At 76.9% G+C, this 26,762-nt stretch carries 23 protein-coding genes; 12 read left to right on the top strand and 11 right to left on the bottom strand.

Annotated features, from left to right (window positions below; genetic code table 11):
• Positions 1–83 precede the first annotated feature (83 nt).
• On the top strand, positions 84–905 hold the full coding sequence (locus ACFW6A_RS25175; RefSeq protein WP_351849421.1) for an alpha/beta hydrolase-fold protein: 822 nt from the start codon (positions 84–86) through the stop codon (positions 903–905).
• A gap of 54 nt (positions 906–959) precedes the next feature.
• Here ACFW6A_RS25175 and ACFW6A_RS25180 read toward each other — a convergent pair whose 3' ends face one another.
• Positions 960–2,300 (bottom strand): DUF2252 domain-containing protein, encoded by a 1,341-nt coding sequence (locus ACFW6A_RS25180; RefSeq protein WP_351849418.1) that lies wholly within the window; start codon positions 2,298–2,300, stop codon positions 960–962.
• Between the two features lie 182 nt (positions 2,301–2,482).
• Here ACFW6A_RS25180 and ACFW6A_RS25185 point away from each other — a divergent pair, with 182 nt between their 5' ends.
• Positions 2,483–3,283, top strand: a complete 801-nt coding sequence (locus ACFW6A_RS25185) for a GntR family transcriptional regulator (protein WP_351849415.1) — start codon at positions 2,483–2,485, stop codon at positions 3,281–3,283.
• A 16-nt stretch (positions 3,284–3,299) separates the two neighbouring features.
• Here ACFW6A_RS25185 and ACFW6A_RS25190 read toward each other — a convergent pair whose 3' ends face one another.
• On the bottom strand, positions 3,300–4,844 hold the full coding sequence (locus tag ACFW6A_RS25190) for an amino acid permease (protein ID WP_351849412.1): 1,545 nt from the start codon (positions 4,842–4,844) through the stop codon (positions 3,300–3,302).
• Positions 4,845–4,933: 89 nt separating this feature from the next.
• Positions 4,934–5,947 carry a hypothetical protein gene (locus tag ACFW6A_RS25195; RefSeq protein ID WP_386643179.1) on the bottom strand — a complete coding sequence of 338 codons (1,014 nt, stop codon included), beginning with the start codon at positions 5,945–5,947 and terminating at the stop codon, positions 4,934–4,936.
• 585 nt (positions 5,948–6,532) lie between these two features.
• On the opposite strand from ACFW6A_RS25195, the gene ACFW6A_RS25200 reads away from it, so the two are divergent.
• The 4 genes from ACFW6A_RS25200 to ACFW6A_RS25215 all read left to right on the top strand — a co-directional run bounded on the left by ACFW6A_RS25200 (position 6,533) and on the right by ACFW6A_RS25215 (position 11,046).
• Complete coding sequence (locus ACFW6A_RS25200) at positions 6,533–8,002, top strand: FGGY family carbohydrate kinase (RefSeq protein WP_386643120.1); 1,470 nt, start codon at positions 6,533–6,535, stop codon at positions 8,000–8,002.
• A complete protein-coding gene (locus ACFW6A_RS25205; RefSeq protein ID WP_351849408.1) occupies positions 7,999–9,468 on the top strand; it encodes an NAD(P)/FAD-dependent oxidoreductase in 1,470 nt (489 codons plus the stop codon). Before ACFW6A_RS25200 ends, ACFW6A_RS25205 begins: the two co-directional genes overlap by 4 nt.
• Positions 9,465–10,472 (top strand): FAD-dependent oxidoreductase, encoded by a 1,008-nt coding sequence (locus ACFW6A_RS25210; RefSeq protein WP_351849404.1) that lies wholly within the window; start codon positions 9,465–9,467, stop codon positions 10,470–10,472. Before ACFW6A_RS25205 ends, ACFW6A_RS25210 begins: the two co-directional genes overlap by 4 nt.
• Positions 10,473–10,773: 301 nt before the next feature.
• Complete coding sequence (locus ACFW6A_RS25215) at positions 10,774–11,046, top strand: hypothetical protein (protein ID WP_386486126.1); 273 nt, start codon at positions 10,774–10,776, stop codon at positions 11,044–11,046.
• A 21-nt stretch (positions 11,047–11,067) separates the two neighbouring features.
• On the opposite strand, the gene ACFW6A_RS25220 is transcribed toward ACFW6A_RS25215, so the two are convergent.
• Positions 11,068–12,339 (bottom strand): cytochrome P450, encoded by a 1,272-nt coding sequence (locus tag ACFW6A_RS25220; RefSeq protein WP_386486123.1) that lies wholly within the window; start codon positions 12,337–12,339, stop codon positions 11,068–11,070.
• A gap of 257 nt (positions 12,340–12,596) precedes the next feature.
• Between ACFW6A_RS25220 and ACFW6A_RS25225 the strand changes: the two genes are divergently transcribed.
• Positions 12,597–13,850: a serine hydrolase gene (locus tag ACFW6A_RS25225; RefSeq protein WP_351849395.1), complete on the top strand. Its 1,254-nt coding sequence runs from the start codon at positions 12,597–12,599 to the stop codon at positions 13,848–13,850.
• Between the two features lie 54 nt (positions 13,851–13,904).
• Here the strand turns inward: ACFW6A_RS25225 and ACFW6A_RS25230 are convergent, their stop codons facing one another.
• Complete coding sequence (locus ACFW6A_RS25230; RefSeq protein WP_351852523.1) at positions 13,905–14,114, bottom strand: DUF5133 domain-containing protein; 210 nt, start codon at positions 14,112–14,114, stop codon at positions 13,905–13,907.
• Between the two features lie 142 nt (positions 14,115–14,256).
• Here ACFW6A_RS25230 and ACFW6A_RS25235 point away from each other — a divergent pair, with 142 nt between their 5' ends.
• Positions 14,257–15,294, top strand: a complete 1,038-nt coding sequence (locus tag ACFW6A_RS25235; protein ID WP_351852520.1) for an NAD-dependent epimerase/dehydratase family protein — start codon at positions 14,257–14,259, stop codon at positions 15,292–15,294.
• Positions 15,295–15,306: 12 nt separating this feature from the next.
• On the opposite strand, the gene ACFW6A_RS25240 is transcribed toward ACFW6A_RS25235, so the two are convergent.
• Positions 15,307–16,191 carry a glutathione S-transferase C-terminal domain-containing protein gene (locus ACFW6A_RS25240; protein ID WP_351852517.1) on the bottom strand — a complete coding sequence of 295 codons (885 nt, stop codon included), beginning with the start codon at positions 16,189–16,191 and terminating at the stop codon, positions 15,307–15,309.
• 537 nt (positions 16,192–16,728) lie between these two features.
• Here ACFW6A_RS25240 and ACFW6A_RS25245 point away from each other — a divergent pair.
• From ACFW6A_RS25245 to ACFW6A_RS25260, 4 genes are all read left to right on the top strand, one after another.
• Positions 16,729–17,184 carry an Rrf2 family transcriptional regulator gene (locus ACFW6A_RS25245; protein WP_351852514.1) on the top strand — a complete coding sequence of 152 codons (456 nt, stop codon included), beginning with the start codon at positions 16,729–16,731 and terminating at the stop codon, positions 17,182–17,184.
• Positions 17,185–17,366: 182 nt separating this feature from the next.
• A complete protein-coding gene (locus ACFW6A_RS25250) occupies positions 17,367–18,641 on the top strand; it encodes an acyl-CoA dehydrogenase family protein (RefSeq protein WP_351852512.1) in 1,275 nt (424 codons plus the stop codon).
• A gap of 133 nt (positions 18,642–18,774) precedes the next feature.
• Entirely contained in the window at positions 18,775–19,674 is a 900-nt protein-coding gene (locus ACFW6A_RS25255; protein ID WP_351852509.1) for a universal stress protein, read from the top strand.
• A gap of 309 nt (positions 19,675–19,983) precedes the next feature.
• A complete protein-coding gene (locus ACFW6A_RS25260; protein WP_351852506.1) occupies positions 19,984–20,712 on the top strand; it encodes a CAP domain-containing protein in 729 nt (242 codons plus the stop codon).
• A gap of 24 nt (positions 20,713–20,736) precedes the next feature.
• Here ACFW6A_RS25260 and ACFW6A_RS25265 read toward each other — a convergent pair whose 3' ends face one another.
• The 5 genes from ACFW6A_RS25265 to ACFW6A_RS25285 form a co-directional block, all read right to left on the bottom strand.
• Positions 20,737–22,404 carry a sigma-70 family RNA polymerase sigma factor gene (locus ACFW6A_RS25265; RefSeq protein ID WP_351852503.1) on the bottom strand — a complete coding sequence of 556 codons (1,668 nt, stop codon included), beginning with the start codon at positions 22,402–22,404 and terminating at the stop codon, positions 20,737–20,739.
• Positions 22,405–22,657: 253 nt separating this feature from the next.
• The gene (locus ACFW6A_RS25270) at positions 22,658–22,948 is read right to left on the bottom strand and encodes a hypothetical protein (protein ID WP_351852500.1); all 291 of its coding nucleotides are present in this window, start codon (positions 22,946–22,948) and stop codon (positions 22,658–22,660) included.
• A 96-nt stretch (positions 22,949–23,044) separates the two neighbouring features.
• Entirely contained in the window at positions 23,045–25,264 is a 2,220-nt protein-coding gene (locus ACFW6A_RS25275) for an NADP-dependent isocitrate dehydrogenase (RefSeq protein ID WP_351852498.1), read from the bottom strand.
• A gap of 43 nt (positions 25,265–25,307) precedes the next feature.
• Positions 25,308–26,378, bottom strand: coding sequence for a phosphatase PAP2 family protein (locus ACFW6A_RS25280; RefSeq protein WP_351852496.1), 1,071 nt, complete (start codon positions 26,376–26,378; stop codon positions 25,308–25,310).
• A 70-nt stretch (positions 26,379–26,448) separates the two neighbouring features.
• Entirely contained in the window at positions 26,449–26,736 is a 288-nt protein-coding gene (locus ACFW6A_RS25285) for a hypothetical protein (RefSeq protein ID WP_351852494.1), read from the bottom strand.
• Positions 26,737–26,762: the final 26 nt, after the last annotated feature.

The following is a 26,762-nucleotide window of genomic DNA, read 5'->3' on the forward strand; positions in this document are numbered from 1 at the left end:
CGCTCCGAAATTCCCTTGCCCTCCCGGGCGGAAAAACGATCATCGAGAGGGAGCACGGACGCGCGACCACCCGGGAGGGACCCATGAACGACCACGCCCTGCACCTCGTCGAGGACAGCTTCGCATCGGCTTCGGCCGGTCGCGACGTCGACTACCGGGTCCTGCTGCCGGCCGACCGGGCGCGGGGCGAGCGGCTTCCGCTCGTCCTCCACCTCCACGGCGCGATGTCGTCCGCGGAGTCGCTGGACCGCGCGCGCCCGCTGTACGAGGACCTCTACCGGCAGGGGGCGTTCCCCCGCGCGGTGGTCGCGTGCGTGAGCACCCCCACCCTCGACGGGTTCTACCTCGACCGGCCCGGCGGGGCCGCGTGGGAGACGCTGGTCACCGACGAGTTCCCCGCGCACCTGGCGTCGGTTCACGGGCCGCTCGGCGCGACCGCCCTCCTCGGGGCGTCGATGGGCGGCTACGGCGTCCTCAAGGCGGCCTTCCGCGCCCCGGAGCGCTTCGCGGCCGTCGCGGCGCTCTCGCCCGCCGTCTTCCCCGGCGAGACGCCCGGGGAGGTGCCCGCGGCGAACCTCCCCTCCGTCCTGGGCGAGCTCCACCGGGCGATGGGGCACGGCTCGGACGACGCCGCCGCGTACGCCGGGAACTCCGTCCAGGGGCGGGCGCGCCGGCACGCCGCGGCGATCCGCGGGGCCGGCCTGCCGGTGCTGGTGGACTGCGGCGCCGCCGACGAGTTCCTGCTCCACGAGGGCGCGGCCCATCTGCACGGCGTCCTCGCCGAGCTCGGCATCGCCCACACGTTCCGCCTGGTCGACGGCGCGGGGCACCTGGGTCCCGAGGCCGAGGTGCGGACCGGGGAGGCGATCCGGTTCGTCGGCGCCGCGCTCGGGGCCCGCCCGTAGACCGGCCCGTAGACCAGTTCGGGGCCGTCCCGTTTCCCCGGTTCCCGGGGCCGGTCAGACGCCCGGGGCCGCCGTGATCATGCCCGCGGCGATGCCCGCGCCGAGGCTCGCGTAGTCGTCGGCGTTCTGGCCGGCGTAGGTGAGGGAGAAGTCGGCCACGGCGCGGTCGAAGACGTCGGAGGAGCCGAGGTAGGCGGCGATGGCGATGCGGTCGCCGGAGCGGGCGTGGGCGCGGGCCAGGGCGCGGCCGCACAGGCGGGCGTAGTCCCGCAGCAGGGCCGGGGTCATCGTCTCGACCTCGGCCGAGCCCTTCATGTCGCGCAACTGACGCCAGTAGAAGTGGCGTTGCTCCGGGCCCGTCATCCAGCCGAGGAAGATGTCGCTGGCGGCCTGGGTGAGGCGCTGGCCGCAGACGACGCGCCGGCCCTGGTGGGGGTAGGCGGTGGGCGCCAGGTACGCCTCCAGGACCGAGCGGCCGGCCTCCTTGATCTGGAGGATGAGCGGGTCCCCCTCGTCGCGGCCCTCGAGGAGGACGACGAAGCAGCGGGTGCCGACGCTGCCGACGCCGACGACCTTCCGGGCGGCGTCGCGGAAGGTGTAGCGGTCGAGGAGGAGGCGGCGCTCCTCGGAGAGCGAGCTGCGGTAGTCGCTGAAGATCTTGCCGAGGTGGACCCGGTCGGCGTCGGGGACGCGCTCCAGGAGCGGCGGGTCCTCCGCGATGCGGCGGCCGCCGTCGCCGTCCGGGGCGGTGAGCTTGGAGAGGGCCTGGAGGCTGGTGCGGCGGCGGGCCTTGGCGAGGTTGCGGGAGAGCCGTTCGCGTTCGCGGGGGCGGGCGAGGGCGGAGAGCGCGTCGGCGTCGATCCGCTCGTACCAGACGTCCAGCTCCCCGAGGCCGGCGAGGCGGCGCATGGTCGTGCGGTACGCCTCGGTGGCGACGAGCGCGGCGCGGTGGGCCTTGGCGCGCGGGCTGCCGTTCTGCAGGGCGGCGACGGTGACGCTGGCGGCGAGCCGCTTGACGTCCCACTCGAAGGGGCCGGGCAGGGTCTCGTCGAAGTCGTTGACGTCGAAGAGGAGCGTCCGTTCGGGGGACGCGTAGACGCCGAAGTTCAGCAGGTGGGCGTCGCCGCAGAGCTGGACGGTGAGTCCGGTGTTGCGGGTGGCGCCGAGGTCGGCGGCCATGACGGCGGCGGCGCCGCGCAGGAACGCGAAGGGGGAGGCGGCCATCCGCCCGTACCGCACGGGGACGAGGTCGGGCAGCCGGTCGGCGGCCTGCCGCTCCAGGACCGTCAGCGGGTCCGGCCGCTGGGAGCTGGGTATCCACCGTCCGTGCGAGGAACGCGGGACGCGCTTGCGGGCGGCGCGACCCCGCGCGGAGCGCTCCGAGGGCGTCGTCATCCGGCCTCACCCCTCTTCCACCACCGGCCCGGGCCGGTCCTGTCGCCTGGTCCCCATTACAGGGTGCGGCGCGGGTTTCGGCCACTCTGCACGGTCGCCCTAGCGAAATGGTTTAGACCAATGATAGAAATTGATCACCCATACGGCCCATGCGGTGACGCTGAGCGAAGAAGGGGTTGATCATGGCCGTACCCGATTCCGAACCCCCCGGCGACGGACTCCCGAGGCCCGGACGGCCTCCCGGGGAGGAGGTCCCCCGCTACCTGCGGGTCGCCGCCGCGCTGCGGGACGACCTCGTCCGCCACGCCCCCGGCGGCCGGCTCCCCTCGGAGCGCTCCCTGGCGCAGCGGTACCACGTCAACCGGCAGACCGTCCGCAGCGCGCTCCAACTGCTGCGCGAGGAACGGCTGGTGGTGACCGACCGGCGCGGCACCTTCGCCGCGGACGGGCCCGAGGCCCACGGGAGCCCGCCCCCGCCGCCGCGGGCGGCACCGTCCGCCGCGCGGCCGGTCTTCCCGGGCGGGCCGCGCGCGGCGGAGGCCCTGGTGCGGGCCACGCTCGGCTGGGAGCCGCCGCCGACGGCGCTGGCCCCCCGGCTGCACCTGGCGCCGGGCGAGCCGACGCTGGTGCACCGCCACCGGGTGCTGGCCCCGCAGGGACCCGAACTCCAGCGGGCGGTCTCCTGGTTCTCCCGGGCCGCGCTGGACGAGATCCCGCAGCTGGCCCGCTACCGGCGGACCCGCTCCTGCGTGCACCAGCCGGACCTGCGGCTGCTGTACCACTGGATGCGCCAGGCGGGCCTGCGGGCCACCCACCGGGAGTCGGTGCGGGTCCCGCCGGGCGCGCCGGGGACCACGGCCGGCGGCACGGCCCGGCTGAGCGTCCACCGGGTGGTGAGCGACCAGCACGGGCACGTCCTGGAGGTCACGGACATCGACTTCTCGGCCCGGGAGGCGGCCTGGACGTACGAGTACAGCCCCTGACGCCGCGCGTCCGGGGTCAGACGAGGCCCTCCGTGATCTCCGCCTCCTCCCGGGCGCTGCCGCCGTACGCGGTCGGCGTGCCGTACGAGCGGCGCGCGGCGTACCACCAGACGGTCGCCAGGAGCAGGACGACGGCGAGGGCGACCACCGCGTAGTTCATGGTGTCGACGGTCACCGGGCTCTTCTGGGGCAGGCAGAAGAGGACGGTCACCACCGCGACCCAGCCGACGGCGGTCCAGCCGACCGGCCTGCTCCAGCGGCCGAGGCTCCACGGGCCGGGCGTGAAGGCGCGCCCGGCCCGCAGCCGCAGCAGGATCGGGATGGCGTAGGCGGGCGTGATGCCGATGACGTTGATGGCGGTGACCGCGCCGTAGGCCGTCGGCGAGTACAGCGAGGGCAGCGCGAGCACGGCGGCGGCGCCGACGGAGAGCCAGACGGCCGGCACCGGGGTGCGGGTGCGGCGGCTGACCTTCCGCCAGGTCGCCGAGCCGGGCAGGGCGTTGTCGCGGCTGAAGGCGAAGACCATGCGGCTGGCGGCGGCCACCTCGGCGTTGCCGCAGAAGAGCTGGGCGACGATGACGACGAGGAGCAGGGCGGTGGCGCCGCCGGTGCCGAGCGCGTCGAGGAGGATCTGGGCGGGCGGGACGCCGGTCTCGCTGCCCACCGTGCCCGCGTAGTCCTGGATGGCGAAGGTGAGTCCGGCGAGGAGGACGAAGCCGGCGATCCAGGAGACCCAGATGGCGCGGACGATGCCCTTGGCCGCCGTGACGGAGGCGTGGGCGGTCTCCTCGGAGAGGTGGGCGGAGGCGTCGTATCCGGAGAAGGTGTACTGGGCGAGGAGCAGCCCGATCGCGGCGACGTAGAACGGGTTGGCCCAGCCGGTGTCGTTGACGAACTCGGTGAAGACGAAGGAGGCCGGCTGGTGGCGGTCGGGGACGATCGCGAGGGCGCCGACGATCACGGCGACGCCCGCGAGGTGCCACCAGACGCTGATCGAGTTGAGCACGCTGACGAGGCGGACGCCGAAGAGGTTGAGGCAGGCGTGGAGCAGCAGGATCGCCAGGAAGATCAGGAAGGTGGAGCCGGGGGTGGGGACGAAGCCCCACTGGAGGTTGAGGAAGGCGCCGGTGAAGAGGGCCGCGCCGTAGTCGATGCCGGCGATGGCGCCGAGCAGGCCGAGCAGGTTGAGCCAGCCGGTGTACCAGCCCCAGCGGCGGCCGCCGAGCCGGTCGGCCATGTAGTAGAGCGCCCCGGAGGTGGGGTAGGCGCTGGTGACCTCGGCGAGGGCGAGGCCGACGCAGAGGACGAAGAGCCCGACGCCCACCCAGCCCCAGAGCATCACGGCGGGCCCTCCGGTGCCGAGCCCGAAGCCGTACAGGGTCATGCAGCCGGAGAGGACGGAGATGACCGAGAAGCTGATGGCGAAGTTGCCGAAGCCGTCCATCCGCCGGGCGAGGACCGGCTGGTAGCCCAGCTCGCGCAGCCGGGCCTCCTCGTCCGGCAGGGCGACGGGCTCTGCGGGCCGCTCGTGCGACGCGTCCGCGGGGACGGTGCGGGACATGGGGGGAACCTCCGGGCGGGGACGGTGGGGAGCGGGGACTGTGGGGAGCGGAAAGCCGTGGGGGCGGAAAAGCCGTGGGGGGCGACCGTTCAGCCGGTGAGACAGCGGGCGCGGGCGCGCAGGAAGACCTCCTCGGCGAGGGCCCGGTCGGCCGGGCGCGGGGTGCGGTGGGCCCAGGGCACGGCGGTGTAGTACGGGCCGAGGGCCTCGAAGACGCGCACCGCGTCGGTGAAGAGCAGGGCGCCGGAGAGGGCGTGCGCCAGGTGGTTGAGGTCCAGCTGGGAGGCCTCGGGCACCGCACAGAAGAGGAACCAGGCGTCCATCGCCCGCCGGGCCTCGCGCACCGCGTCCCGGGCGACCCAGTGCAGGTCCAGGGCCTGCTCGTGACCCCGGTCGCGCCGGTAGCGCTCGACCCGGACGTAGAGCGGCAGGGCGTGCAGGGCGGAGCCGCGCGGGGCGGTGGAGGACGCCCAGTGGGCGTAGGCGACGGCCTCGGGGAGCGGTCCCTCGCCGCGCGCGTACAGGAACTGGAGCATGCGGTGGTACGCCTCGCGGTTGTACCGGTCGCGCTTGTCGGCCTCGGCGAGCAGCCCCCAGGGGCCCGACGGCAGCCCCGGCGCGGGCGGCGGGGCGTCGTGCTCGTGCCCGGCGGGGTGTCCGGCGAGGTCTCCGGCGGGGCGGGGGCGGGCTTCGAGCGCGGTGAGGGCGAGCAGGCCGACCCAGGGCACCGGGTCGGCGGGGACGCGTGCGGCGGCCTCCCGGCAGGCGGTCCGCGCCTCCCGCAGGAGGGCCGGGGCGTGGGGATGGCCGGCGCGGTGGGCGCGCAGCGCGCGCTCGACGGCGACCCGGCCGTGCATCACGGCGGCGGCGGCGCTTTCGGGCCGTTCGGCGCGCCAGGCGCGGACGACGTCGGTCCCGGCGGCGACGGTGGCGAGGATCTGGGTGCGGCGGGTCCAGCCGTCCCAGCGGCCGGTGTCGGCCGTCTCCTGGAGGAGCCGCGCCATCTCGCCCCAGCGGCCGGTGCGCAGGTCCTGGAGCGCGTGGCGCAGGGCGTGGTCGTGGCCCGCCGGGTGGAAGAGGGGCCGGAAGCCGTGTCCGGACATCAGCGGGCGGGTCGGCACGCGGGCCGGACGGGACGGGCCGTCGGCCCGGGCACGGTGCCGGCGACCGGCGGGGACAGGGTCCCGGCGACCGGCGGCGCCACGACCCCGGCAACCGGCGGGGACAGGGCCCTGTGCGCGGTCCCGGCGGCCGGTGCGGGTACGGCCCGGGGCGCGGGCACGGAAGCCGGCGCGGGTAAGGCCCCGGCGGCCGGGGCGGGCAAGGCCCCGGAGGGGGCCTTGGCGGCCGGTGAGGACAGGGTCCCTGGCGCGGGCACGGCGGCCGGCGGGGATGCGGCCCCGGGTGCGGGCCTGGCGGTGGGCGTGGTCATCGGTCCTCGGTCGGGCGCGGTCGGTCGGCGAGCGGCGCGCCTTCGGTCGGCGAGCGGCGCTCACTATAGGCGCGACCGAAGGTGATCGTCCGGGCCATTCCGGTGACCGCAACTATCAAGCCACTGACAGGATGTGAACTACCGTCAGGTAGCCGAAGGCGACCTGACAGGCTCCGCCGGGCGGGATTGACGGCCCGCCGTCCGCCCGCCAGCCTGACCCCCTTCCACCGGTGCGCACCACGACGGGAGCAGGCACATGACGGGCGGCCCGGTACTCGCCGTCGACCAAGGCACGTCCGGCACCAAGGCGCTCGTCCTGTGCCCGGACCGGGGCGTCCTGGGCACGGGCACGGCGCCGGTCACCCCCCGCCACCTGCCCGGCGGGCGGGTGGAGGCGGACCCCGCCGAGCTGTACGCCTCCGTGGTCGCGGCGGGTCGCGCCGCGCTCGCCGAGGCGGGCGTCCCGGTGGTCGCCGCGGGCCTCGCCAACCAGGGCGAGACGGTCCTCGCCTGGGACCCCGCCACCGGCGACCCGCTCACCGACGCGCTCGTCTGGCAGGACCGCAGGGCGGCCGGGATCTGCGAAGAACTCGGCCCCCACCACGACGTGTTGACGGAGCTGACGGGCCTCCCCGTCGACCCCTACTTCGCCGCGCCCAAGATGGCCTGGATCCGTCGGCACGCCACCGGCGCCGGCGTGGTGACGACGAGCGACGCCTGGCTGGTGCACCGGCTGACCGGCGCGTACGTCACCGACGCGGCGACCGCGGGCCGCACCGGCCTCCTCGACCCGGCCTCGGTCGCCTGGTCCGCGCCCGCCCTCGACCTCTACGGGCTCGGCGGCGAACGGCTGCCCCGGATCGTCGACTGCGACCGGCCGGTCGGCACCACCACCGCGTTCGGGCCGCCGCTCCCGCTCACCGGCCTCCTCGTCGACCAGCAGGCCGCCCTCCTCGCGCAGAGCGCGACCGCGCCGGCCGCCGCCAAGTGCACCTACGGCACCGGGGCGTTCCTCCTCGCCCGCACCGGCCCGCTCCCCCGCCGCTCCGCCACCGGACTGGTCGGCTGCGTGGCCTGGCGGCTGCGGGGGCGCACCGAGCACTGCCTCGACGGGCAGGTGTACACCGTGGCGTCCGCCGTCCGCTGGCTCACCGACCTCGGGGTCGTCTCCGGCGCGCGGGACCTGGACGCCGTCGGCGGCTCGGTGCCCGACAGCGGCGGCGTCGCCTTCGTGCCCGCGCTCGCCGGGCTCGCCGCGCCCTGGTGGCGCGGCGAGGCCCGCGGCACCCTCACCGGTCTCGGCCTCGACACCGGCCGGGGCCACCTGGTGCGGGCCCTCGTCGAGGGCATCGCCGCGCAGGTCGCCGAACTCGCCGGGGCGGCGGCCGCCGACCGGGGCGCGCCCCTGGACGCCCTGCGCGCCGACGGCGGCCTGACCCGCTCGGCGCTGCTTATGCAGACCCAGGCCGACCTGCTCCAGCTGCCGGTGGAGGTGTCCGCGCTGCCCGACGCGACGGCCCTCGGCGTCGGCGCGGCGGCCCTCCTCGGCCACGACCCGGACCTCGCCGTGCCGGAGGCCGTACCGCCGTGGAAGCCCTCCGCCGTCTACGAGCCCGCGATCTCGGCGGACGAGGCGGCCGACCGGCTCGGCCGGTTCCGGGCCGAGGTGGCGGCGCTCCTGGAGCGGGGCCCGGACGGCGGTGCGGGCACCGGGGCGGCGGGGTGAGCGTCAGCAGGCGCGGGCCGCTGCCGGGCGGGCGGGACGCCGCGTACGACGTCGTCGTGGTCGGCGCCGGAGTGGTGGGGTGCGCCATCGCCCGCGCCCTGGCCCGCCACCGGCTGCGGGTCGCGCTCGTCGACGCGGCGGACGACGTCGGCGAGGGCAGCTCCAAGGCCAACACCGCGATCCTCCACACCGGTTTCGACGCCGTGCCCGGCACCCTGGAGGCCGGGCTCGTCCGGGCGGGCCACCGGCTCCTCACCGCCTACGCCGCCGAGACCGGCATCCCCGTCGAGCCGGTCGGCGCGCTCCTCGTCGCCTGGGACGAGGAGCAGCGGGCCGCGCTGCCCGGGCTCGCCGCGAAGGCCGCCCGCAACGGCCACCACACCACCCGGCTCCTCGGCGCGGCCGAACTCCGCCGCCGCGAGCCCCACCTCGGCCCCGGCGCGCTCGGCGCGCTGGCCGTGCCGGGCGAGTCGGTCGTCTGCCCGTGGAGCACCACCCTCGCCTACGCCACCCAGGCGGTGCTCTCCGGCGTGGACCTGCTGCTCGGGTGCCGGGTGACGGGGGTCGTACCGGCGACGGGCGCGGCCACCGGGACGGGCTCCGCGGCGGGGGGCCGCGGCGGCGCGCCGCACCGGCTGGCCACCACGCGCGGCCCGCTGACCGCCCGGTTCCTGGTCAACGCCTGCGGCCTGTACGCCGACCGCTTCGACGCGCTGCTCGGCGTCCGGGACTTCACGGTCACGCCCCGCCGGGGCCAGCTGCTCGTCTACGACGCCTTCGCCCGCCCGCTGGTGCGGCACATCCTGCTGCCCGTGCCCGGCCCGCTCGGCAAGGGCGTCCTCGTCGCGCCCACCGTGTACGGCAACGTGCTGCTCGGCCCCACCGCCGAGGACCTCGGCGACCGGACCGCCACCGGCACCACCGCCGGGGGCCTCGCAGGACTGCGGGCCCAGGGCGCCCGGATCGTGCCCGCGCTCGTGGAGGAGGAGGTGACCGCCGCGTACGCGGGGCTGCGCGCCGCCACCGGCCGGGAGGACTACCGGTGCACGGCCCGCCCGGCGCTGCGGTACGTCACCGTCGGCGGGATCCGCTCCACCGGCCTGTCCGCCTCCCTCGCCCTGGCCGGACACGTCCTCGGCCTGCTCGCCGAGTGCGGCCTGCGGACCGGCCCGGAACGGCCCCTCGCGCCGGTCCGGATGCCGAACCTCGGCGAGGCGTTCCCCCGGCCGTACCGGGACGCGGCGGCCGTCGCCCGGGACCCCGCCCTCGGCACGGTCGTCTGCCACTGCGCGCACGTCACGCTCGGCGAGGTGCGCGCCGCGCTCCGCTCGGCCGTCCCCCCGGCGGCCCTCGACGGCCTGCGCCGCCGCACCCGGGCCGGGTCCGGCCGCTGCCAGGGCAGCCACTGCCGGCCCGCGCTGCGCGCCCTGCTGGAGGAGTACGGGAAGGGGGCCGGGGCCCGGTGAGCCGGCGGCCGGACGGGGAACGGGCGGCCCGCGCCGTCGACGTGCTGGTCGTCGGCGCGGGCCCGGCGGGGCTCGCCGCGGCGACCCTGCTCGCGGCGGCGGGCGCCGGACGCGTCGAGGTCCTGGAGCGGGAGCCCTGGCCCGGCGGCGAGCCCCGGCTCTGCGCCCACCCCGGCTTCGGCGCGGACCCGCGGGGACGCGCCCTGGACGGCCCCGGGTACGCGCGGCGCGCCGTGCGCGCGGCGGTCCGGGCCGGCGCCGTGCTGCGCAGCGGCGTGTCGGCCACCGGCTGGGCGGGCCCGCCGGCGCTGGAGGCGACCGCGCCGACCGGCCTGGAGACCATCGGGGCACGGGCGGTGGTCCTGGCGACCGGGGCGCGCGAACGGGCCCGCCCGGCCCGGCTGCTCCCCGGCTCCCGGCCCGAGGGAATCCTCACGACCGGCGAACTGCACCGGACCGTGGCCCTCTTCGGCCCGCGCGCCGACCGGATCGGCCGGCGCGCCGTGGTCGTCGGCGGCGACCGGACGGCCGCGCTCGCCGTCGGGCTGCTGCGCCGCGCGGGCGTCGCGGTCGCGGCGGTGGTCTGCGAGGGCCCGCGTGCGGCGGCCGGCGCCGCGGGCGTCCCGGTGCTGGCGGAGACCGTGGTCACGGAGCTGACCGGCCGGGGGCGGCTGGCCGGGGTGGCCGTGCGGTCCCGGGACGGGCGGGTGCGGACCCTCGGGTGCGACACGCTCGTCCTCACCGGCGACTGGGTCCCGGAGCACGCGCTGGCCCGCGCGGGCGGCCTGCCCCTCGCGCCCGGCACCCGCGGCCCCCTGGTGGACGCCGCCCTGCGGACCGGCCTCCCCGGGGTCTTCGCGGCGGGCGGCCTGCTGCACGGCGGCGTCCCCGCGCTCCGGGCCGCGGCCGAGGGCCGGCGGGCCGCCCGGGCCGTCCTGGCGCACCTCGCCGGCCGGGACGCGCCGGCGGCGGGCGGAGGCGGACGGCCCCTCGAACCCCACTGACCCACCGGACCCCTCGGACCGCACTGACCCCGCGCACCCCCACTGACCCACCGGACCCCGCGGACCCCACTGGCCCCACTGACCCACCGGGCCCCGCGGACCTCGGCCGAACCGGCGGCACGGCGGTGTGACGGCACGGCGGCACGGCGATCGCGCGGAGCGTGGGGCCGCCCGTCGCGGGGCGGCGGGTCCTCCCTGAGCCGGAGCGCCTTGTCACGCGGGTGCACGGGCGGGCCTGAGGTCCGTTGTCAGACCCGTGCGAGAAGGTGGGGTGCGTCAAGCCGTCGAGAGGGAGCCCGCCATGACCACCATCACCGCCACCGAGCGCGCCGCGGCCCAGGCGTACCTGCGCCTCCTCGAATCCACCCAGGCCGTGCTGACGGATCCGCGCCTCGCCCCGTACGCGGGGGTGATGCTGACGAACCCCATGGCGGAGGCCGACGAGGCGCTGCGCGCGGCGGGCCTCGCGGGGAACGAGGACCGGCTGCTGCGGCTCGTCTCCACGCTCCGGGCCTCCCCCGTGCCCCCCGCCGGCCCGCCGGCCCCCGCCCCGGACCGGGGCCGGCGCTCCTGAGCGGTGCGCCGGCCGGGCGGACTACCGTGCGGGGCGGCCGAGCCGGACCGGCAGGGCGCGCACGCTGTTGCCGACGAAGCCGGCGTGGCGGGTCAGCCCGGCCTCGGGGACGGCCAGGTCGAGCTCGGGGAAGCGGGTGAAGAGGGCTTCGAGGGCGACGGCCGCCTCCATGCGGGCGAGCGGGGCGCCCAGGCAGTAGTGGGGGCCGTGGCCGAGGGACAGGTGCTTGGCCGGCCCGGTCCTGGTGAGGTCGAAGCGGTCGGCGTCGGGGCCGTGCGCGTCGGTGTCGCGGCCCGCCGCCGAGTACCCGGCGAGGACGGGGGTGCCCCGGGGGATCGAGGTGCCCCCGACCGTCAGGTCGCGGGTGGGGTAGCGGAACGGGAAGTAGCTGACGGGGCTGTCCCAGCGCAGGGTCTCCTCTACGGCGTCGGCCCAGGTCGCCCCGCCGCCGGTGACGAGGGCGAGCTGCTCGCGGTGGGCGCACAGGGCCCGGACGGCGTTGGTGACGAGGTTGAGGGTGGTCTCGTGGCCCGCGATGATCATGAGCATCAGGGTGCCGATGAGCTCGGGCTGGGCGAGCCGGTCGCCGCCCTCGTCGCGGGCGGCGATCAGGGCGCTGGTGAGGTCGTCGCCGGGGGTCTCCGCCTTGGCTTCGGCGATGGCACCGAGCAGTCCGGCCAGTTCGCGGTTGGCGGCGACGGCTTCCGCGGGCTCGGTGTCGGTGGCCACGACCAGGCTGGAGAGGCGGTGCAGCCGTTCCTGGTGGACGGGGTCGACGCCGAAGAGCTCGCAGATGACGCCGAGCGGCAGCGGGAGGGCGTAGTGCCGGCGCAGGTCGGCCACGCCGCCGCCGGACGCGGCGGCCCCGGCGAGGCCGTCGAGCAGCCCCTCCGTCACCGCCTCGACGCGGGGGCGCAGCTCCTCGACGCGGCGGGCGGTGAAGGCGCTGCTGACGAGGGTCCGCAGCCGGCGGTGGTCGGCGCCGTCGGCGGTGGTCATGCCGGGCACGGTGGCGAAGGTGCGCAGCGGCCACCCCTCGGGTACGCGTCCCTCGGCGAGGGCGGTGAAGTGCTGGGGCCCCTTGGCGACGTCGGGGTGGGAGAGGAGGTCCCGGAGGGCGTCGTGACCGAGGACGACCATGCCCTCGATGCCGCCGGGCAGCGTCACGGGGGCGACGGCCCCGTGGGCGCGCAGCCGCGCGTTGACGGCGTGCGGGCAGCCGCCGGCCGGGTCGAGCCGGTACGGCTCCGGGGCCGCGGCGCGGTCCTCGGCAGCTCCGGGGCGTGCGTCCATGTCCACTCCTGACGACGGGCGGGGCCGTCGGACGGGCGACGGACGGCCGCCCGCATCCTAGGGTCAACGCACACGTGTTCGTGACGAGTTGCCGAGGTCGGTCCCGCCGCCCCGGAGGGTCCTCACCCGCACGGCAGAACGGCGGTGCGCCACGACCACCCGGCCGGCGGCACGACGCGCCGCCCGGCGCCGCGTTCTCTAGGCCGGGTGGCGCACTCCGCCCTGCGGGCTCCCCACCCCCTTCCTACGGTGGCTGAATGATCGTCACGTCAGCTCTTCGCCATGCCGCCGCGGGCTCCGCCGCGATGCTGCTCGTGCTCTCCGCCCCCGTGGCCGCCGCCGCCCCGCCGCTCGCCCGGACGGCCGCCCCCGCCCTCGGACCGGGCTCCGCCACCGAACCGACCCCTCCCGCACGGCGGTTCGTGGACCCGGCACGGCTCGACCGACCGGGGACGCAGGTGCAGCCGCTGGCCGGCGCGCCGGCCGTGCCCACGCCATCGGCGCTGTCCTGGGTGGTGGCCGACGCCGGGACGGGCGAGGTGCTCGCCGCCCGTGCCGCGCACCGGAAGCTGCCGCCGGCCAGCACGCTCAAGACCCTCTTCGCGCTGACGGCGCTCCCGCACCACGAGGCGTCCGAGCAGCACACGGTGGCCGACGAGGAGCTGACGGGGATCGGCGAGGGCAGCAGCCTGGTCGGGGTGAAGGAGGGGTACACGTACCGGGTCTCCGACCTGTGGAACGGCGTCTTCCTCAGCTCGGGCAACGACGCCGTGCACGTCCTCGCGTCGATGAGCGGCGGCTGGGAGTCGATGGCCCGTCAGATGCAGGAGAAGGCCCGGTCGCTGGGGGCCCGCGACACCCACGTGGTCTCCCCGGACGGCTACGACGCGCCGGGCCAGGTGTCGTCCGCGTACGACCTGGCGGTCTTCGGCCGGGCGGGCGTCCAGGACCCGGAGTTCACCCGCTACTGCTCGACCGCGTACGCGGACTTCCCGGCGGGCTCGTGGTCGTACGGCATCGCCAACACCAACCGGCTCCTCACCGGCGCCGACGGCGTGGGCCGCTACCCCGGCCTCATCGGCATCAAGAACGGCTACACCAGCAACGCGGGCAACACCCTGGTCGCCGCCGCCCGGCGCGGCGACCGCACCCTGGTCGTGTCGGTGATGAACCCGCAGTCGGGCGGCGGGCTGGCCGTGTACGAGGAGGCCCGCTCGCTGCTCGACTGGGGCTTCGAGGCGGCGGGCAAGGTCCGGCCGGTCGGCTCGCTGCTGCCCCCGAAGTCCCCGGACTCCCCCGAGGACGGGCGGACGGAGGGGCGCGCCGTGTCCGTGCGCGGCGGGGCCGGCGCTCCGGCCGCCGCCCTGGGCGCCTCGGCGGACCGGCCCGGCGCCACCGCCGGGGCCGCCGGCCCGGGCCCGTCGGTGGCGCTCCCGCTCTCCCTCGTGGGCTCGGCCTGCGCCGCGGCCCTCGCCCTGTGGGCCTGGCGGCGGCGCGCGGCGCGCGGCTGACCCGCGCCGGAGGCGGCCCCGGCCCGGACGCGCGGTCCGGGCCGGGGCCGCCGGTCACAGCGAGGCCCGGGGCGCGACGTACCGTTCGGCGGCCCGGAGGGCCTCGGCGGTCGAGCGGACGCCCATGAGCACGCACAGCGTGTACGCGGTGTCCTCGAAGCGGCGGCGGACGGACAGGTCGCAGGGGCCGGCGAGGACGCTCTGCTCCTGGGTTCGGTAGTGCCGGAGGAGCCGTTCGACGGTGTTCCGGTCGGGCAGCAGCATGGGTTCCTCCGTAACGGCCCCGTCTCGTGCGTCGCTCCATGGTGCTCGCGACCGGCCACGCGCGCGACCCGCACGCTCACCCTCCGTGACGAAGCGTCGCGCCGAGGTGCGGGGGCCGCCCGGAGGGCGGAGGGTCGGAGACATGAACGCGCGTACACGACTGAGGGTGGTCGTCACCGGCGCCACCGGGAACGTGGGCACCAGCGTGGTGCGGGCCCTGGCCCGCGACCCGGGGGTCGAGTCGGTGCTGGGCCTGGCCCGTCGGCGGCCCGGTCTCGACCTGCCGGGCGTCGACTGGGCCGAGGTGGACCTGTCCCTGGACGGCGACGAGCCCCGGCTCGCCCGGCACGTCTCCGACGCCGACGCGGTGGTGCACCTCGCCTGGCGCTTCAACCCGACGCACGACCCCGTGACGACCTGGCGGACCAATGTGCTGGGCTCCCTGCGGGTCTGCGACGCGGTCGCGACGGCCCGGGTGCCCGCGCTGGTGTTCGCCTCATCGGTGGGGGCCTACTCCCCCGGGCCCGGGGGCGGCGCGCCCGTCTCCGAGGCGTGGCCGACGCACGGCTGGCCGGGCGCGGCCTACAGCCGGGAGAAGGCCTATCTGGAGCGGGTCCTGGACACCTTCGAGCGCGACCACCCCCAGACCCGGGTGGTACGGATGAGGCCGGCGTTCCTGTTCAAGGAGGAGGCGGCGAGCGAGCAGCGCCGGATCTTCGCCGGCCGGTTCCTGCCCGGCCAGCTCGTCCGGCCCGACCTGCTGCCCCTGCTGCCGGAGCCGAAGGGCCTCCGCTTCCAGGTCCTGCACACCGACGACGCCGCCGACGCCTACGTCCGGGCGGTGCTGCGGGACGTGCGGGGCGCGTTCAACCTGGCGGCGGACCCGGTGGTGGACGCGGCGCTGCTCGGCGAGATGTTCGGGGCGCGGCCGGTGAGGGTCCCGGCGGGCGCCGTCCGGGGCGCCCTCGCGGCGGCCTGGCACCTGCGCCTCGCGCCCGCCTCCCCCGGCCTCTTCGACCTCCTGCGCCACATCCCGGTGATGTCCACCGAGCGGGCCCGCGCGGAACTGGACTGGCGGCCCGAGGCCACCTCGGTGGAGGCCCTGGAGGCGTTCCTGCGCGGGGTGCGCTCCGGCGCGGGCGACGACACGGCGCCCCTGGCCGGGCGCCGCGCCGCCTGAGTCCGCGCCCCGTCAGCGGCCGGCGACGCCGGCCGCGCCCCAGTCGACGATCCGGATCGCCGCGCCCGCCGCCTCCCGGCCCCGGCAGTGCGCGCGGTGGCGGCGCAGGACCGCCTCCACGTCGAGGTGGCGGGCGAACGCCGGGTGTGCGGCGAGCCGTTGGGCGTAGGCCCACAGGGCGCGGTGGGAGGCGACGCGGTCCAGGGCGGCGGCGTCCAGGTGCCAGCGGTGGACGGTGTCCAGCTGCACCAGGGCGCCCCACACGTGCACGTCGGCGAGGGTCGGGGCGTCCCCGAGGACGTACGGCCGGCCGGTGAGCCGCGCGTCGAGGGCGCCGAGCGCCGCGAAGAGCGCGCCGAGCGCCTCCCCGGCCTCCCGGCGGGCACCGGCCTCCGGGTCGAGGCCGAGTTCCCCGGCGCGCTGCGCGGCCCGGTGGACGCCGTCGGCGCAGAGCGCGGCGAGGGCGTCGATCTCCTCGCGGTGCTCCTCCGGCAGGAGGTCCGGTCCGTCGCCCCGGAAGCGGAGGGCGAGGTCGCGGAGGATGTCGGGGACGTGGGTGCTGACGATCCGCCCGGTCCAGGCGTCGCCGAGGACGGGCGCGGCGGCGGCGCCGGTGTAGAGGTGGGCGCTGGCCTCGTAGAGCGGGCGGAGCGCGGTGTACGAGCCGTCCGGGCCGTCGGGCACCTCGGGGAGGATCCGCAGCGGCAGCGTGGCGTCGAGGCCGAGCAGTCCGTGGGTGACGGCGATGCTCAGACAGTCGGGGTCGGCCGGGGCGACGTGGAGACGGTAGCGGTGCGGCACGGCGTAGTGGCCGCTGTCGGCGTCGCGGCCGATCCGGCCCCGGAAGGCGGGCGCGGCGGAGGCGGGCAGCAGCGAGGACGGGACGACGACGGACATGGTGCTCCCAGGGTGGCTCGGTGCTGGGTCCGGGCGGGCGGCTCCCCGGCGTGCGGGAACGCCCGTGCGGCGGCAGCGGAGTGACGGGAAGGCGGGACGGGGGCCGGACCGTGTCCCGCCGGGCCGCGTCCCGGCGGAGCGGGGCGCGGCGGGGCGGGCCGGACGGGCGGACGAGAGGACCGGAGGGCCGGGAGGGCGGGCGCGGTCAGACCGCGCTGCACACCCGCAGCAGGTCGATGTGGCGGCGCGAGGTGAGGGGCAGGGAGCGGGGCAGGGGGCGGGCCGGGTGCCCGTCGAGCCCGTCGCCGTGTCGCATGGTTCCCTACCCGTCCGCTCGGATTCCCTGACCCGAGTGTCGGGCGGGCGGGGGACGCCGTCAAGGGCCCGGACAGGACGCCCGGCGGCCGTTTCGCGCCGGGCCGGTGACCCGGCTCCCGACGCCGGGCACGGCGCCCCGCGGCGCCCCGCACCCCCGCCGGGGCGACCCGGGCTTCCGGTGTCCGGCGGCCCTCGGAGTCGTACGGAATAATGCGCCGCATGCGCATTTCAGCCAGGGCCGACTACGCCGTGCGGGCCGCCCTCCAGCTCGCGGCCGCCCGGGACGCGGGGCCGTTGAAGGCGGAGGCGATCGCCGAGGGGCAGGGCATCTCCCACAAGTTCCTGGAGGGGATCCTGGGCGACATGCGCAAGGGCGGACTGGTGGAGAGCCAGCGCGGTGGGCGCGGCGGCTACTGGCTCGCGCGGCCCGCCGAGACGATCTCGGTCGCGGACGTCATCCGCTGCGTGGACGGCCCGCTGGTCTCGGTGCGCGGCGAGCGTCCGCCGGACCTGGCGTACACCGGCCCCGCCGAGTCGCTGCTGCCGCTGTGGATCGCGCTGCGGGCCAGCGTCCGCGAGGTGCTGGGCGTCTCGCTCGCGGAAGTGGCGTCGGCGGAGCTGCCGGCGGGGATCGCGGCGCGGGCGGACGACCCGGAGGCGTGGACCAACCCCTGACGGCGCAATCCCTCCCCCAGCCCCCTCCGGACCTCGATCCACCCTCACCTGCGGCGATGTGACAAGGTATCGTCGGCCGAAACACCCCCATCCACATGCCGGACACCCCTTGGGGCCTCCGGCCCCCCTCTGCCACTATCCCTAGTGATCCAGTGGGATTACGGGAGGACAGGTGGGGTGGGATGAGCACACAGCAGACGACGCCCAGGGACGACACGCTCTGGCGGCGGGTCGTCCGGGAACTCGCCGACGACCTGGCCGTCGACGCGCACGCCCGCGACCGGGCCGGCAAGACCCCCTGTGACGAGGTCGAACGGCTCCAGGAGGCGGGGCTCCCCGCCTTCCTCACCGCCGCCGACCCCGCCCTCGGCGGCGGACACGGCGCCGACCTGCGCACCGCGTGTTCGGCCGTACGGGAGCTGTCCGCCGCCGACAGCTCGGTCGGCGAACTCCTCGCCCACCACTACGCCCTGTCGTGGACCAGCCGCTTCCTCTCCGGCCCGCCGGGCAGCCGGTCCGCCGAGACCTTTCCCCGCCTCGACGCCCGCACGGCGGCCGAGGGCTGGCTGCTCGCCGGGGCGACCGAACCCCCGCCGCCCGGCACCGCGGGGACCCCCGGCCTCACCCTCACCCGCGCCGACAGGGGCGGCTGGCTGCTCGACGGCCGGCGCGCCTTCGACTCCGCCGTGGCCGTCGCCGACCGCCTCGTGGTCGCCGCCCGGCCGGCCGGCACCGGCGACCTGCTCGTGGTGCTGGTGGACCCGGCCCACCCGGGGGTCTTCGCCGAGGCGGCGACGGACCGGGTCGGGCAGCGGCTGACCGGGGCCGGCACGGTCGTCTTCGACCACGTGCCCGTCCCCCGGACGCGGGTCCTCGGCACCCTGCCCGCCGACGAGCACGCGGTGGCCCCCTTCACCGCGCTCGCCCCGCTGGTGCTCCGCCTGCTGCTGGTGCACGTGGCCCTCGGCATCGCGGAGGGCGCGCTCGCCGAGGCCCGGGACGTCAACCGCGCCGTCGTCCCGGACACGCCGCCCGTACCCGCCCACGGCCTGCCGGACCGGGCGGACGACCCGTACCTGCTGCTCTCCTACGGCGAACTGGCGACCGCCGCGCACACCGCCGCCGCCGTCGCCGAGCGCGCCACCGACGCCCTCACCCGCGGCCTGCGCGCCGGCTGGACCCTCGGCTTCGAGGAGCGCGCCGACCTCGCCGTCCTGGTCGCCGCCGCCGAGACCGTCACCGGCCCGGCGGCGGTCCGGCTGACCACCCGGATCCTGGAACTCGTCGAGGGCGCCCCGCCCGCCGCCCCGGGCGCCGGGGGCGGCGGCCCCGGCTTCGACCGCTTCTGGCGCAACGCCCGCGCCCTCACCGCCCGCACCCGTCCCTCCCACCGCCTCCGCGACATCGGCGACCACTACCTCAACAACACCCACACCCGCCTGGCCCGCAGCGCTTGATCCCGGGGACGGACGGTCCGGCATGTCGGGACCTCCGGCCCTCTCCGGGAGCGGCCCAAGGGCCCAAGCTGGGGGGTGAGGAGGGGCCGGCGTCCGGGCCGGCCCCGTCGGGTGGTGTCCGGGAGGACGTCGGATGAGTCGCGAGGCCGAGGAGTTCCAGGTCGGGACCGAGATCGTGGCCGGGGTGGACGGGTCGCCGGAGAGCCTGGCCGCCGCGGAGTGGGCGGCGCGGGAGGCGGAGCACCGGAAGGTCCCGCTGCGGCTCGTGCACGCGTGGCGGTGGGAGCCGCTCGACCTGCCGCTCGTACAGGACAAGGACGCGCAGGAGCGGGCCGCAGAGGAGGTGCTGCGGGCGGCGGAGGCGGAGATCGCGGGACGGCACCCGGACGTGGCCCTCACCGCCGAGGTCCTGACGGACACGCCGGTCCCGGCGCTGCTCCACGCACAGCACGGCGCCGGGATGCTGGTCATCGGCTCGCGCGGGCACGGAGCGGTGGCCGGCTTCCTGCTCGGCTCGTACGGCATGCAGCTCATCGCCGCCGCGAGCCGGCCGGTCGTCGCGGTCCGCGCCCACGACGACCGGGCCGTCGAACCGCCCACCGGCGAGATCCTGGTGGGCCAGCAGGGCACCCCGGAGGACAGCGAGGCCATGCTGCGGTTCGCCTTCGAGACCGCCCACGCCCGGGGCGCCGCCATCCGCGCGGTGCGCGCCTGGAGCCTGCCGTCGCTCTACGCGTTCAGCCCCGCCTCGATGCGGCTCGCCGACGACGCCGGCGGACTCCTGCCCTTCGAGGAGAAGGCGCTCCGCGCCGCCCTCGCCCCCTGGCGCGAGCGGTACCCGCACGTGCCGGTGACCGAGCACGTCGAACTGGGCAGCGCCGGACAGGTCCTGCTCACCACCTCCGGCGCCGCGCAGCTCCTCGTGGTGGGCCGCCGGGCCAAGCGCGGCGCCCTCGGGCAGCGGATCGGCTCGGTGGCGCACGCGGCACTGCACCTCGCGCCGTGCCCGGTGGCGGTGATCCCGCAGGGCTGAGCCGGAGGACGGGGCGGGGGAAGGCGGGGCCGGGGACGGAGAGCGGGCCTTGCGCCTGGGTCCTGCAGGCTGGGGGCCGAGGGCGGTTCCGGAGACCGCGGAGCCGCTCCGGAGGGCCGGCCCGGCGAGGGCCCGTGCGCCCGTCCGGCCGCCGCGTCAAGCCGAGGCGGCGGTTTGACGCGCGGATGTGACCCTCCGGGTTGACACGGGGTGTCGGAGCGGCGGCGCGCGGAAAGCCTTGACCCCGTCGCCCCGGGGCTCGCCCGAGCCCCGGACCGGACGGCGGCGCAGGCGAGAGAGCGGAGCTCCATGCGGTACGACGGTCCCCCCGGTCCCGGCCCTTCCGACCCCCTCGGCCACCCCCGCCCCGGCGGCCCCCAGGCCGGCCGGCACCGCCGCGGCGGCCCGGTCCGCCGCCGCGCGTTCCCCCGGCCCGGCTTCTCCGCGGCCGTCCTCGCCGCGGGGACGACCGCCGCCGTCGTCACCGTCCTCCTCGGCCTGTACGCGGCCGTCCCGCCCGCCGCCGCTCCCGGCCCCCGCGCCGCCGGGACCCCCGCCGCCCCGTCCCCGGCCCGCCCCGCCCCGGCGGCCGACGGGCTCGCGCCGCAGACCGGGGCCGTCCGCGCCGCCCCGGTGACGGCCCCGGCCCGCGCCTCCCGCTACGTCCGGGACGTCATCGCCCTCGCCAACGCCGAACGGGACCGGGCGGGGTGCGGCCCGTTGCGCTCCGAGGCCCGTCTCGGCAGGGCCGCCCAGGGCCACGCCGACGACATGGCGGCCCGCGACTACTACGCCCACGACAGCCCCGAGGGGCGGGACGGCGGCGACCGGATCAGCGCCACCGGCTACAGCTGGTCGGCGTGGGGCGAGAACATCCACAAGGGCCCCAAGACCCCCGCGCGGGCGATGGAAGACTGGATGGAGAGCCCGGCGCACCGGGCGAACATCCTCAACTGCTCGTTCCGCGACGTCGGGGTCGGCGTGGCCCTCACCGCCGACGGACCGTGGTGGGTGCAGGACTTCGGCACCAAGGGCTGACCCGGCCGCCCGGCCGGCGCGCGGTCAGTTCGCGGGTGCCGCCAGCTTCTGCACCCAGACGGTGCCGCGCGGGCCGGGGACGGCGGCGACGCCGGTGTCCCGGTAGGCGCAGTCGAGCAGGTTGCGCCGGTGGCCCGCGTCGGACCGCCAGCCGTCGACGACGGAGGCCGGGTCCCGCTGCCCCTCGGCCAGGTTCTCCGCCCAGGCCGACCAGCGGTAACCGGCTCTGGTCATCCGGGTGTCCGCGTACTCGCCCTCGGGGCTGGCGTGGCCGTAGTAGTCGCGGTCCGTCATGTCCCGGGCGTAGGCGCGGGCGGCGGCGGTCAGCCGGGGGTCGGTGCGCAGCGGGGCGCAACCGGCCTCCGCCCGGAGCCGGTTGACCAGTTCCGTCACCCGCTCCCCCGGGTCGGCCGGGGGCGGCGGGGTGGTCCGGGCCGGGGTGGGCGCGGCGGTGGCCGGCGTGCGGGTGGGCGCGGGGCGGGTGGCCGCCGCGGTGACGGTGCTCGGCGCGGGGGCGGGCGTGGGCGTCGGTGTCGGGGCGGAGGTGGTCGCGGGCGGCGCGGCGGCGGGCCTCCGGGGCTCGGACGGGGTGCCGCGCTGCTCGGGGAGCGTGAGCACGAGCGCCCCGAGGACGGCGACGGCCGCGACCCCGGCGGCCCCGGCACGGCGGCCGGACGACCAGTACGGGGCGGCGTGGGCGCCCGGCGGGGTGGCGCCGGGCGGGGACACCGGGACGGTGGGGGCGGGGGCGACCGGGGCGGGGGCCGCCGGGGCCACGGGGAACGCCGGATCGGGGAGCCCCGCCGCGTCCATCGGATCCGGGCCCGCCGGATCCGGGCCGGGCGTGCCCGGGCCGGACGGTGCCGTCAGACCCGCCGGCTCCGCCGCGAGGGCCGGGGACCCACCGGCTTCGAGGAGGGCGGCGGTGACCGGCGGGACCAGGCCGATGCCGACGAGCAGGCCCTCGACGGGGGCGAGGCCCCGGCGGGCGCGGCCGGTCGCGCAGGTGCGGCAGTCGCGCAGGTGGCGGGCCACCCGTTTGCGCCACAGCGGGGAGGGGTGGCCGTCCCAGGGGGCGAGGACGTCGGCGAGGCCGGGGCAGCGGGGCTCGGCGTCGAGGGCGCCGATGACGGCGCGGCCGGTCTCCAGGCGTTCCCTCATCCGCTGGACGCGGACGGCGGTGTGGGCCGGGGACAGGCCGAGGGCCTCGGCGAGTTCGGCGCGGGTGAGTTCGCCCGCGGCCTCCAGCCACCACAGGGAGAGGAGTCCGCGGTCGTCCTCGTCGAGCCAGCGGGTGGCGCGGGCCACGTCGCGGCGCTGCCCGGTCAGGCCGAGGCGGAGGATCGTGAGGTCGGTGAAGTCGCCGGCCGGATCGGCGAGGTCGACGGCCCGGTCGAGGCCGGGCACGGGTGCCTGGAGGCGCTCGCGCCAGCGGCGGCGCACCCCGTTCATGGCGATGGCGACCAGCCAGGACCGGAAGCGCTCGGGGTCCCGCAGCCCGGGCAGCCCGTCGAGGGCGCGGACCAGCGTCTCCTGCACGATGTCGTCGGTGTCGGCGTGCCCGTCGAGGGCGCGCCCCACCACGTTGTGGACGAGCGGCAGGAAGGCGCGCACCAGTTCGTCCCTGGCGTGCGGATCGCCCGCGCGCGCCGCCTCCACCAGGGCGGTGGTGCGCTGCTCGTCGCTGTGCATGGATGGTGCTCCCTTGTCCCCGGTCCGAGTCCCCGTGCTTCCGGAGACCCGTGGGGCCGGTCAGGGATAACACTTTTCCGCGACGGTCGGACCGACCGTCGGACCGACCGTCGGACCGGCGGTGGAACCGGCCGGCGAACCGAAGGTCGAACCGGCCGCCCACCCGATCGGCGAACCGGCAGCCGGCACGGCCCCGGTCCGGCCCCGTGACCGTACCGGGGCCGCCCGAAGCCGCCCGAGGCCGCCCGGCGGGCTAGCCGGTCGGGTGGGGCAAGCGGGGGACCGTGGCCCCGGCACCTTCTCTCACGGCCTCCACGACGGCGTCGTGGAGTTCACGGCTCTCCTCCTCGGAAGCGCAGGGGACGGGACTTCCCGACATGGTGAACCAGTCGGAGGCGCCGCTGTACTGCACGGCCACGCGTGCCTCACCGTCGACGAAGGTCGTGTGCACGGTCAGATCGCCCGTGACGATTCCGCCCTCGACGGTCAGCACCCCACCACGCCCGGTGTAGACACCGGCGGTCGTCCAAGATGCCCAGCTCATGCCCTCCAGGGTCACACCCGGATGGCGTACGCGCCACCGACGCGACCGCCCCGGCCGGGATCGTTCCGGCCGGGGCGGTACGCGTCGGGTGCCGGATCAGACGAGGGACGCGACGGCCTCGTTGAACGTGGCGGACGGGCGCATCACGGCCGCGGCCTTGGCCGGGTCGGGCTGGTAGTAGCCGCCGATGTCGGCCGGGGAGCCCTGGACGGCGTTCAGCTCGTCGACGATCTTCTGCTCGTTCGCCGCGAGGGTCTCGGCGAGCGGGGCGAAGGCCTTGGCGAGCTCGGCGTCCTCGGTCTGCGCGGCCAGCTCCTGGGCCCAGTACAGGGCCAGGAAGAAGTGGCTGCCGCGGTTGTCGATGCCGCCGAGGCGGCGGGTCGGCGACTTGTCCTCGTTGAGGAAGGTGCCGGTGGCGCGGTCCAGGGTGTCCGCGAGGACCTGGGCGCGGGCGTTGCCCGTGGTGGTGGCCAGGTGCTCGAAGGAGGCGGCCAGCGCGAAGAACTCGCCGAGCGAGTCCCAGCGGAGGTAGTTCTCCTTGACGAGCTGCTGGACGTGCTTCGGGGCGGAGCCGCCGGCGCCGGTCTCGAAGAGGCCGCCGCCCGCCATCAGCGGGACGACCGACAGCATCTTGGCGCTGGTGCCCAGCTCCAGGATGGGGAAGAGGTCGGTCAGGTAGTCGCGCAGCACGTTGCCGGTGACGGAGATGGTGTCCTCGCCGCGGCGGATGCGCTCCAGGGAGAACTTCGTCGCCTCGACCGGGGAGAGGATCTTGATCTCCAGGCCCTCGGTGTCGTGCTCCGGGAGGTACTGCTTCACCTTGGCGATGAGCTGCGCGTCGTGGGCGCGGTTCTCGTCCAGCCAGAAGACGGCCGGGGCGCCGGTGGCGCGGGCGCGGGTGACGGCGAGCTTGACCCAGTCCTGGATCGGGAGGTCCTTGGTCTGGCAGGCGCGGAAGATGTCGCCCTCGGCGACCTCCTGCTCCAGCAGGACGTTGCCCTCGGAGTCGATCAGGCGGACGGTGCCGGCCTGGGCGATCTCGAAGGTCTTGTCGTGGGAGCCGTACTCCTCGGCCTTCTGCGCCATGAGGCCGACGTTCGGGACGGAGCCCATGGTGGCCGGGTCGAAGGCGCCGTTGGCCTTGCAGTCCTCGATGACGGCCTGGTAGACGCCCGAGTAGCTGTGGTCCGGGAGGACCGCGAGGGTGTCGGCCTCCTGGCCGTCCGGGCCCCACATGTGGCCGGAGGTGCGGATCATCGCCGGCATCGAGGCGTCGACGATGACGTCGGACGGCACGTGCAGGTTGGTGATGCCCTTGTCGGAGTCGACCATGGCGAGGGCCGGGCCCTCGGCGAGCTCGGCGTCGAAGGACGCCTTGATCTCGTCGCCGTTCGGGAGGGCGGCGAGGCCGTTCAGGACCGTGCCGAGGCCGTCGTTGGCGGACAGGCCGGCGGCGGCGAGGTCCGCGCCGAAGCGGTCGAAGGTCTTCGGGAAGAAGGCGCGCACGACGTGGCCGAAGACGATCGGGTCGGAGACCTTCATCATCGTGGCCTTGAGGTGCACGGAGAAGAGGACGCCCTCGGCCTTGGCGCGGGCGACCTGCTCGGAGAGGAAGGTGCGCAGGGCGGCGGCGCGCATGACGGCGGCGTCGACGACCTCGCCGGCGATGACCTTGAGCGGCTCGCGCAGCTCGGAGGTGGTGCCGTCGGCGGCGGTGAACTCGAAGCGGAGGGTGTCGTCCTGGCCGATGACGACGGACTTCTCCGTGGACGCGAAGTCGTTCTCGCCCATGGTGGCGACGTTCGTCTTCGACTCGGCGGTCCAGGCACCCATGCGGTGCGGGTGGTTCTTGGCGTAGTTCTTGACCGAGCCGGGGGCGCGGCGGTCCGAGTTGCCCTCGCGCAGGACCGGGTTGACGGCCGAGCCCTTGATCTTGTCGTAGCGGGCGCGGACGTCCTTGTCCTGGTCCGTCTTCGGGTCGTCCGGGTAGTCCGGGAGGGCGTAGCCCTGCGCCTGGAGCTCGGCGATCGCGGCCTTCAGCTGCGGGATCGAGGCCGAGACGTTCGGCAGCTTGATGATGTTGGCCTCGGGGGTCTTGGCCAGCTCGCCCAGCTCGGCGAGGGCGTCGCCGATGCGCTGGCCCTCCTCCAGGAACTCGGGGAAGACCGCGATGATGCGGCCCGCGAGCGAGATGTCACGCGTCTCGACCGTGACGCCGGCCGTGGAGGCATACGCCTGGATCACGGGCAGGAACGAGTACGTCGCCAGTGCCGGCGCCTCGTCGGTGTGGGTGTAGATGATGGTCGAGTCAGTCACCAGGTGCTCCGCTCCACGTCTGCGTATGCGAGATTGCTCGACATCAAGATATCTCGTGATCGCGGTTCTCCGTAAAGGGGCCCACGAGCTCTCCTTGGTCGGGGGCCCCGGAGTCCTCCACGAAGGGGCCTCCGAGCCGGTACGAGGCGGGGCCGCCGTCCAGGTCGACGTGGCGGACCAGGGCGAGCAGGACGAGTCCGGCGGCCGCGCCGACGCCGGCGGCGAGGGCCTGGCCGCAGCGGTGGGCGAGGCGCAGCTCGTCGGGGTCGTACGGGGCGGCGGCGGGCAGGCCGAGGGTGTCGCCGAGGAGCAGGAAGCCGGCCGCGAGCCCTCCGGCGGCGAGCAGCGCGAGCGGCAGGGTCGCCGGGAGGCCGCGCAGGGCGGTGCCGCGCCGGGTGCCGGGGCGGACCTTGCCGCGGCGGGCGAGCAGGGCGATCAGGCCGCACTGGACGGCGAGGGCGAGCAGGGCGGCGGCGATCACGTCGCCCGGGCGGTGGTCGCCGGCGGCGATCGCGTAGGCGCCGAGGACGACGGCCCACAGGGTGGCGGCGCCGACGGCGAGCTCCCGGGAGCGCCGGGGCACGACCAGCACGAGGCCCAGGGCGACGCCGAAGGCGAGGGTGGCGGTGGCGCTGGGGAAGCCGCTGGGCACGAGTGCCCCGGCGCCGTCGGCAGGCCGGGGGCGGGGGGCGTAGCGCTGGAGGAGTCCGGCGGCGGCGAGGGAGACGGCGACGGCTCCGGCGGCGGCGCCGGTGAGGGCGTACCGCTTGCGCAGCAGGCCGAGGCCGACGAGGAGGACGCAGGCGAGGACGAGGGAGAGGGTGACGGCCCCGTCCAGGGAGGGGTGGTCGCGCAGGAAGGCGGCGACGCGGGTGTCGGCGCGGCGGCCGGTGACGGCGGCGTCGCCCCAGCGGCGGCCGGTGGCGGTGAGCACGAGCCCGGCGTAGGCGAGCGTGAGCAGCAGGACGGCCCCGAGGCAGGCACGCCGGGTCCGGGTGCGGACGCGGGTGCTGAAGGAGTCAGCGGCCTCGCCGGCCACGGCGGCGTACCACCAGGTGTCACCGGCCTTCGGCGGCCTCGGGGAGCCGCCTGTGCGCCTGTCGTAGGAAGCCATGCCCCGATTCGAACCCACGCGCGGCCGGGCCGCCCGCTGGGATCACCCGAACGACACGCCGGGCACGGATTCAGTCGCGGCCGGTGCCGAGTTGGGCGACGAGCAGGAGGACCAGGCCGGCGAGCAGGGCGAGGACGGAGACGAGGCCGAGGGCGGTGCCCGCGGCGGGCTCGCCGGCGAAGCCGCCGGCGCTCTGGAGGGCGAAGGATCCGGCCATGGTCAGCTGGGCCCAGCCGTAGAGGGCGACCCGCCGGACCTTGTGGCGCAGCCACGGCAGGACGAAGCCGGTGCGCAGGGTGGCGCCGCCGCTGACGGCGAGCAGGAGCGCGAACGCCCCGGGTATCAGGTACCAGTCCATGGCGTTCCCCCGGTCGTCGCCGGCCC

Origin of the sequence: Streptomyces sp. NPDC058758 (assembly GCF_042746075.1) — a bacterium.
Lineage (GTDB): Bacteria > Actinomycetota > Actinomycetes > Streptomycetales > Streptomycetaceae > Streptomyces.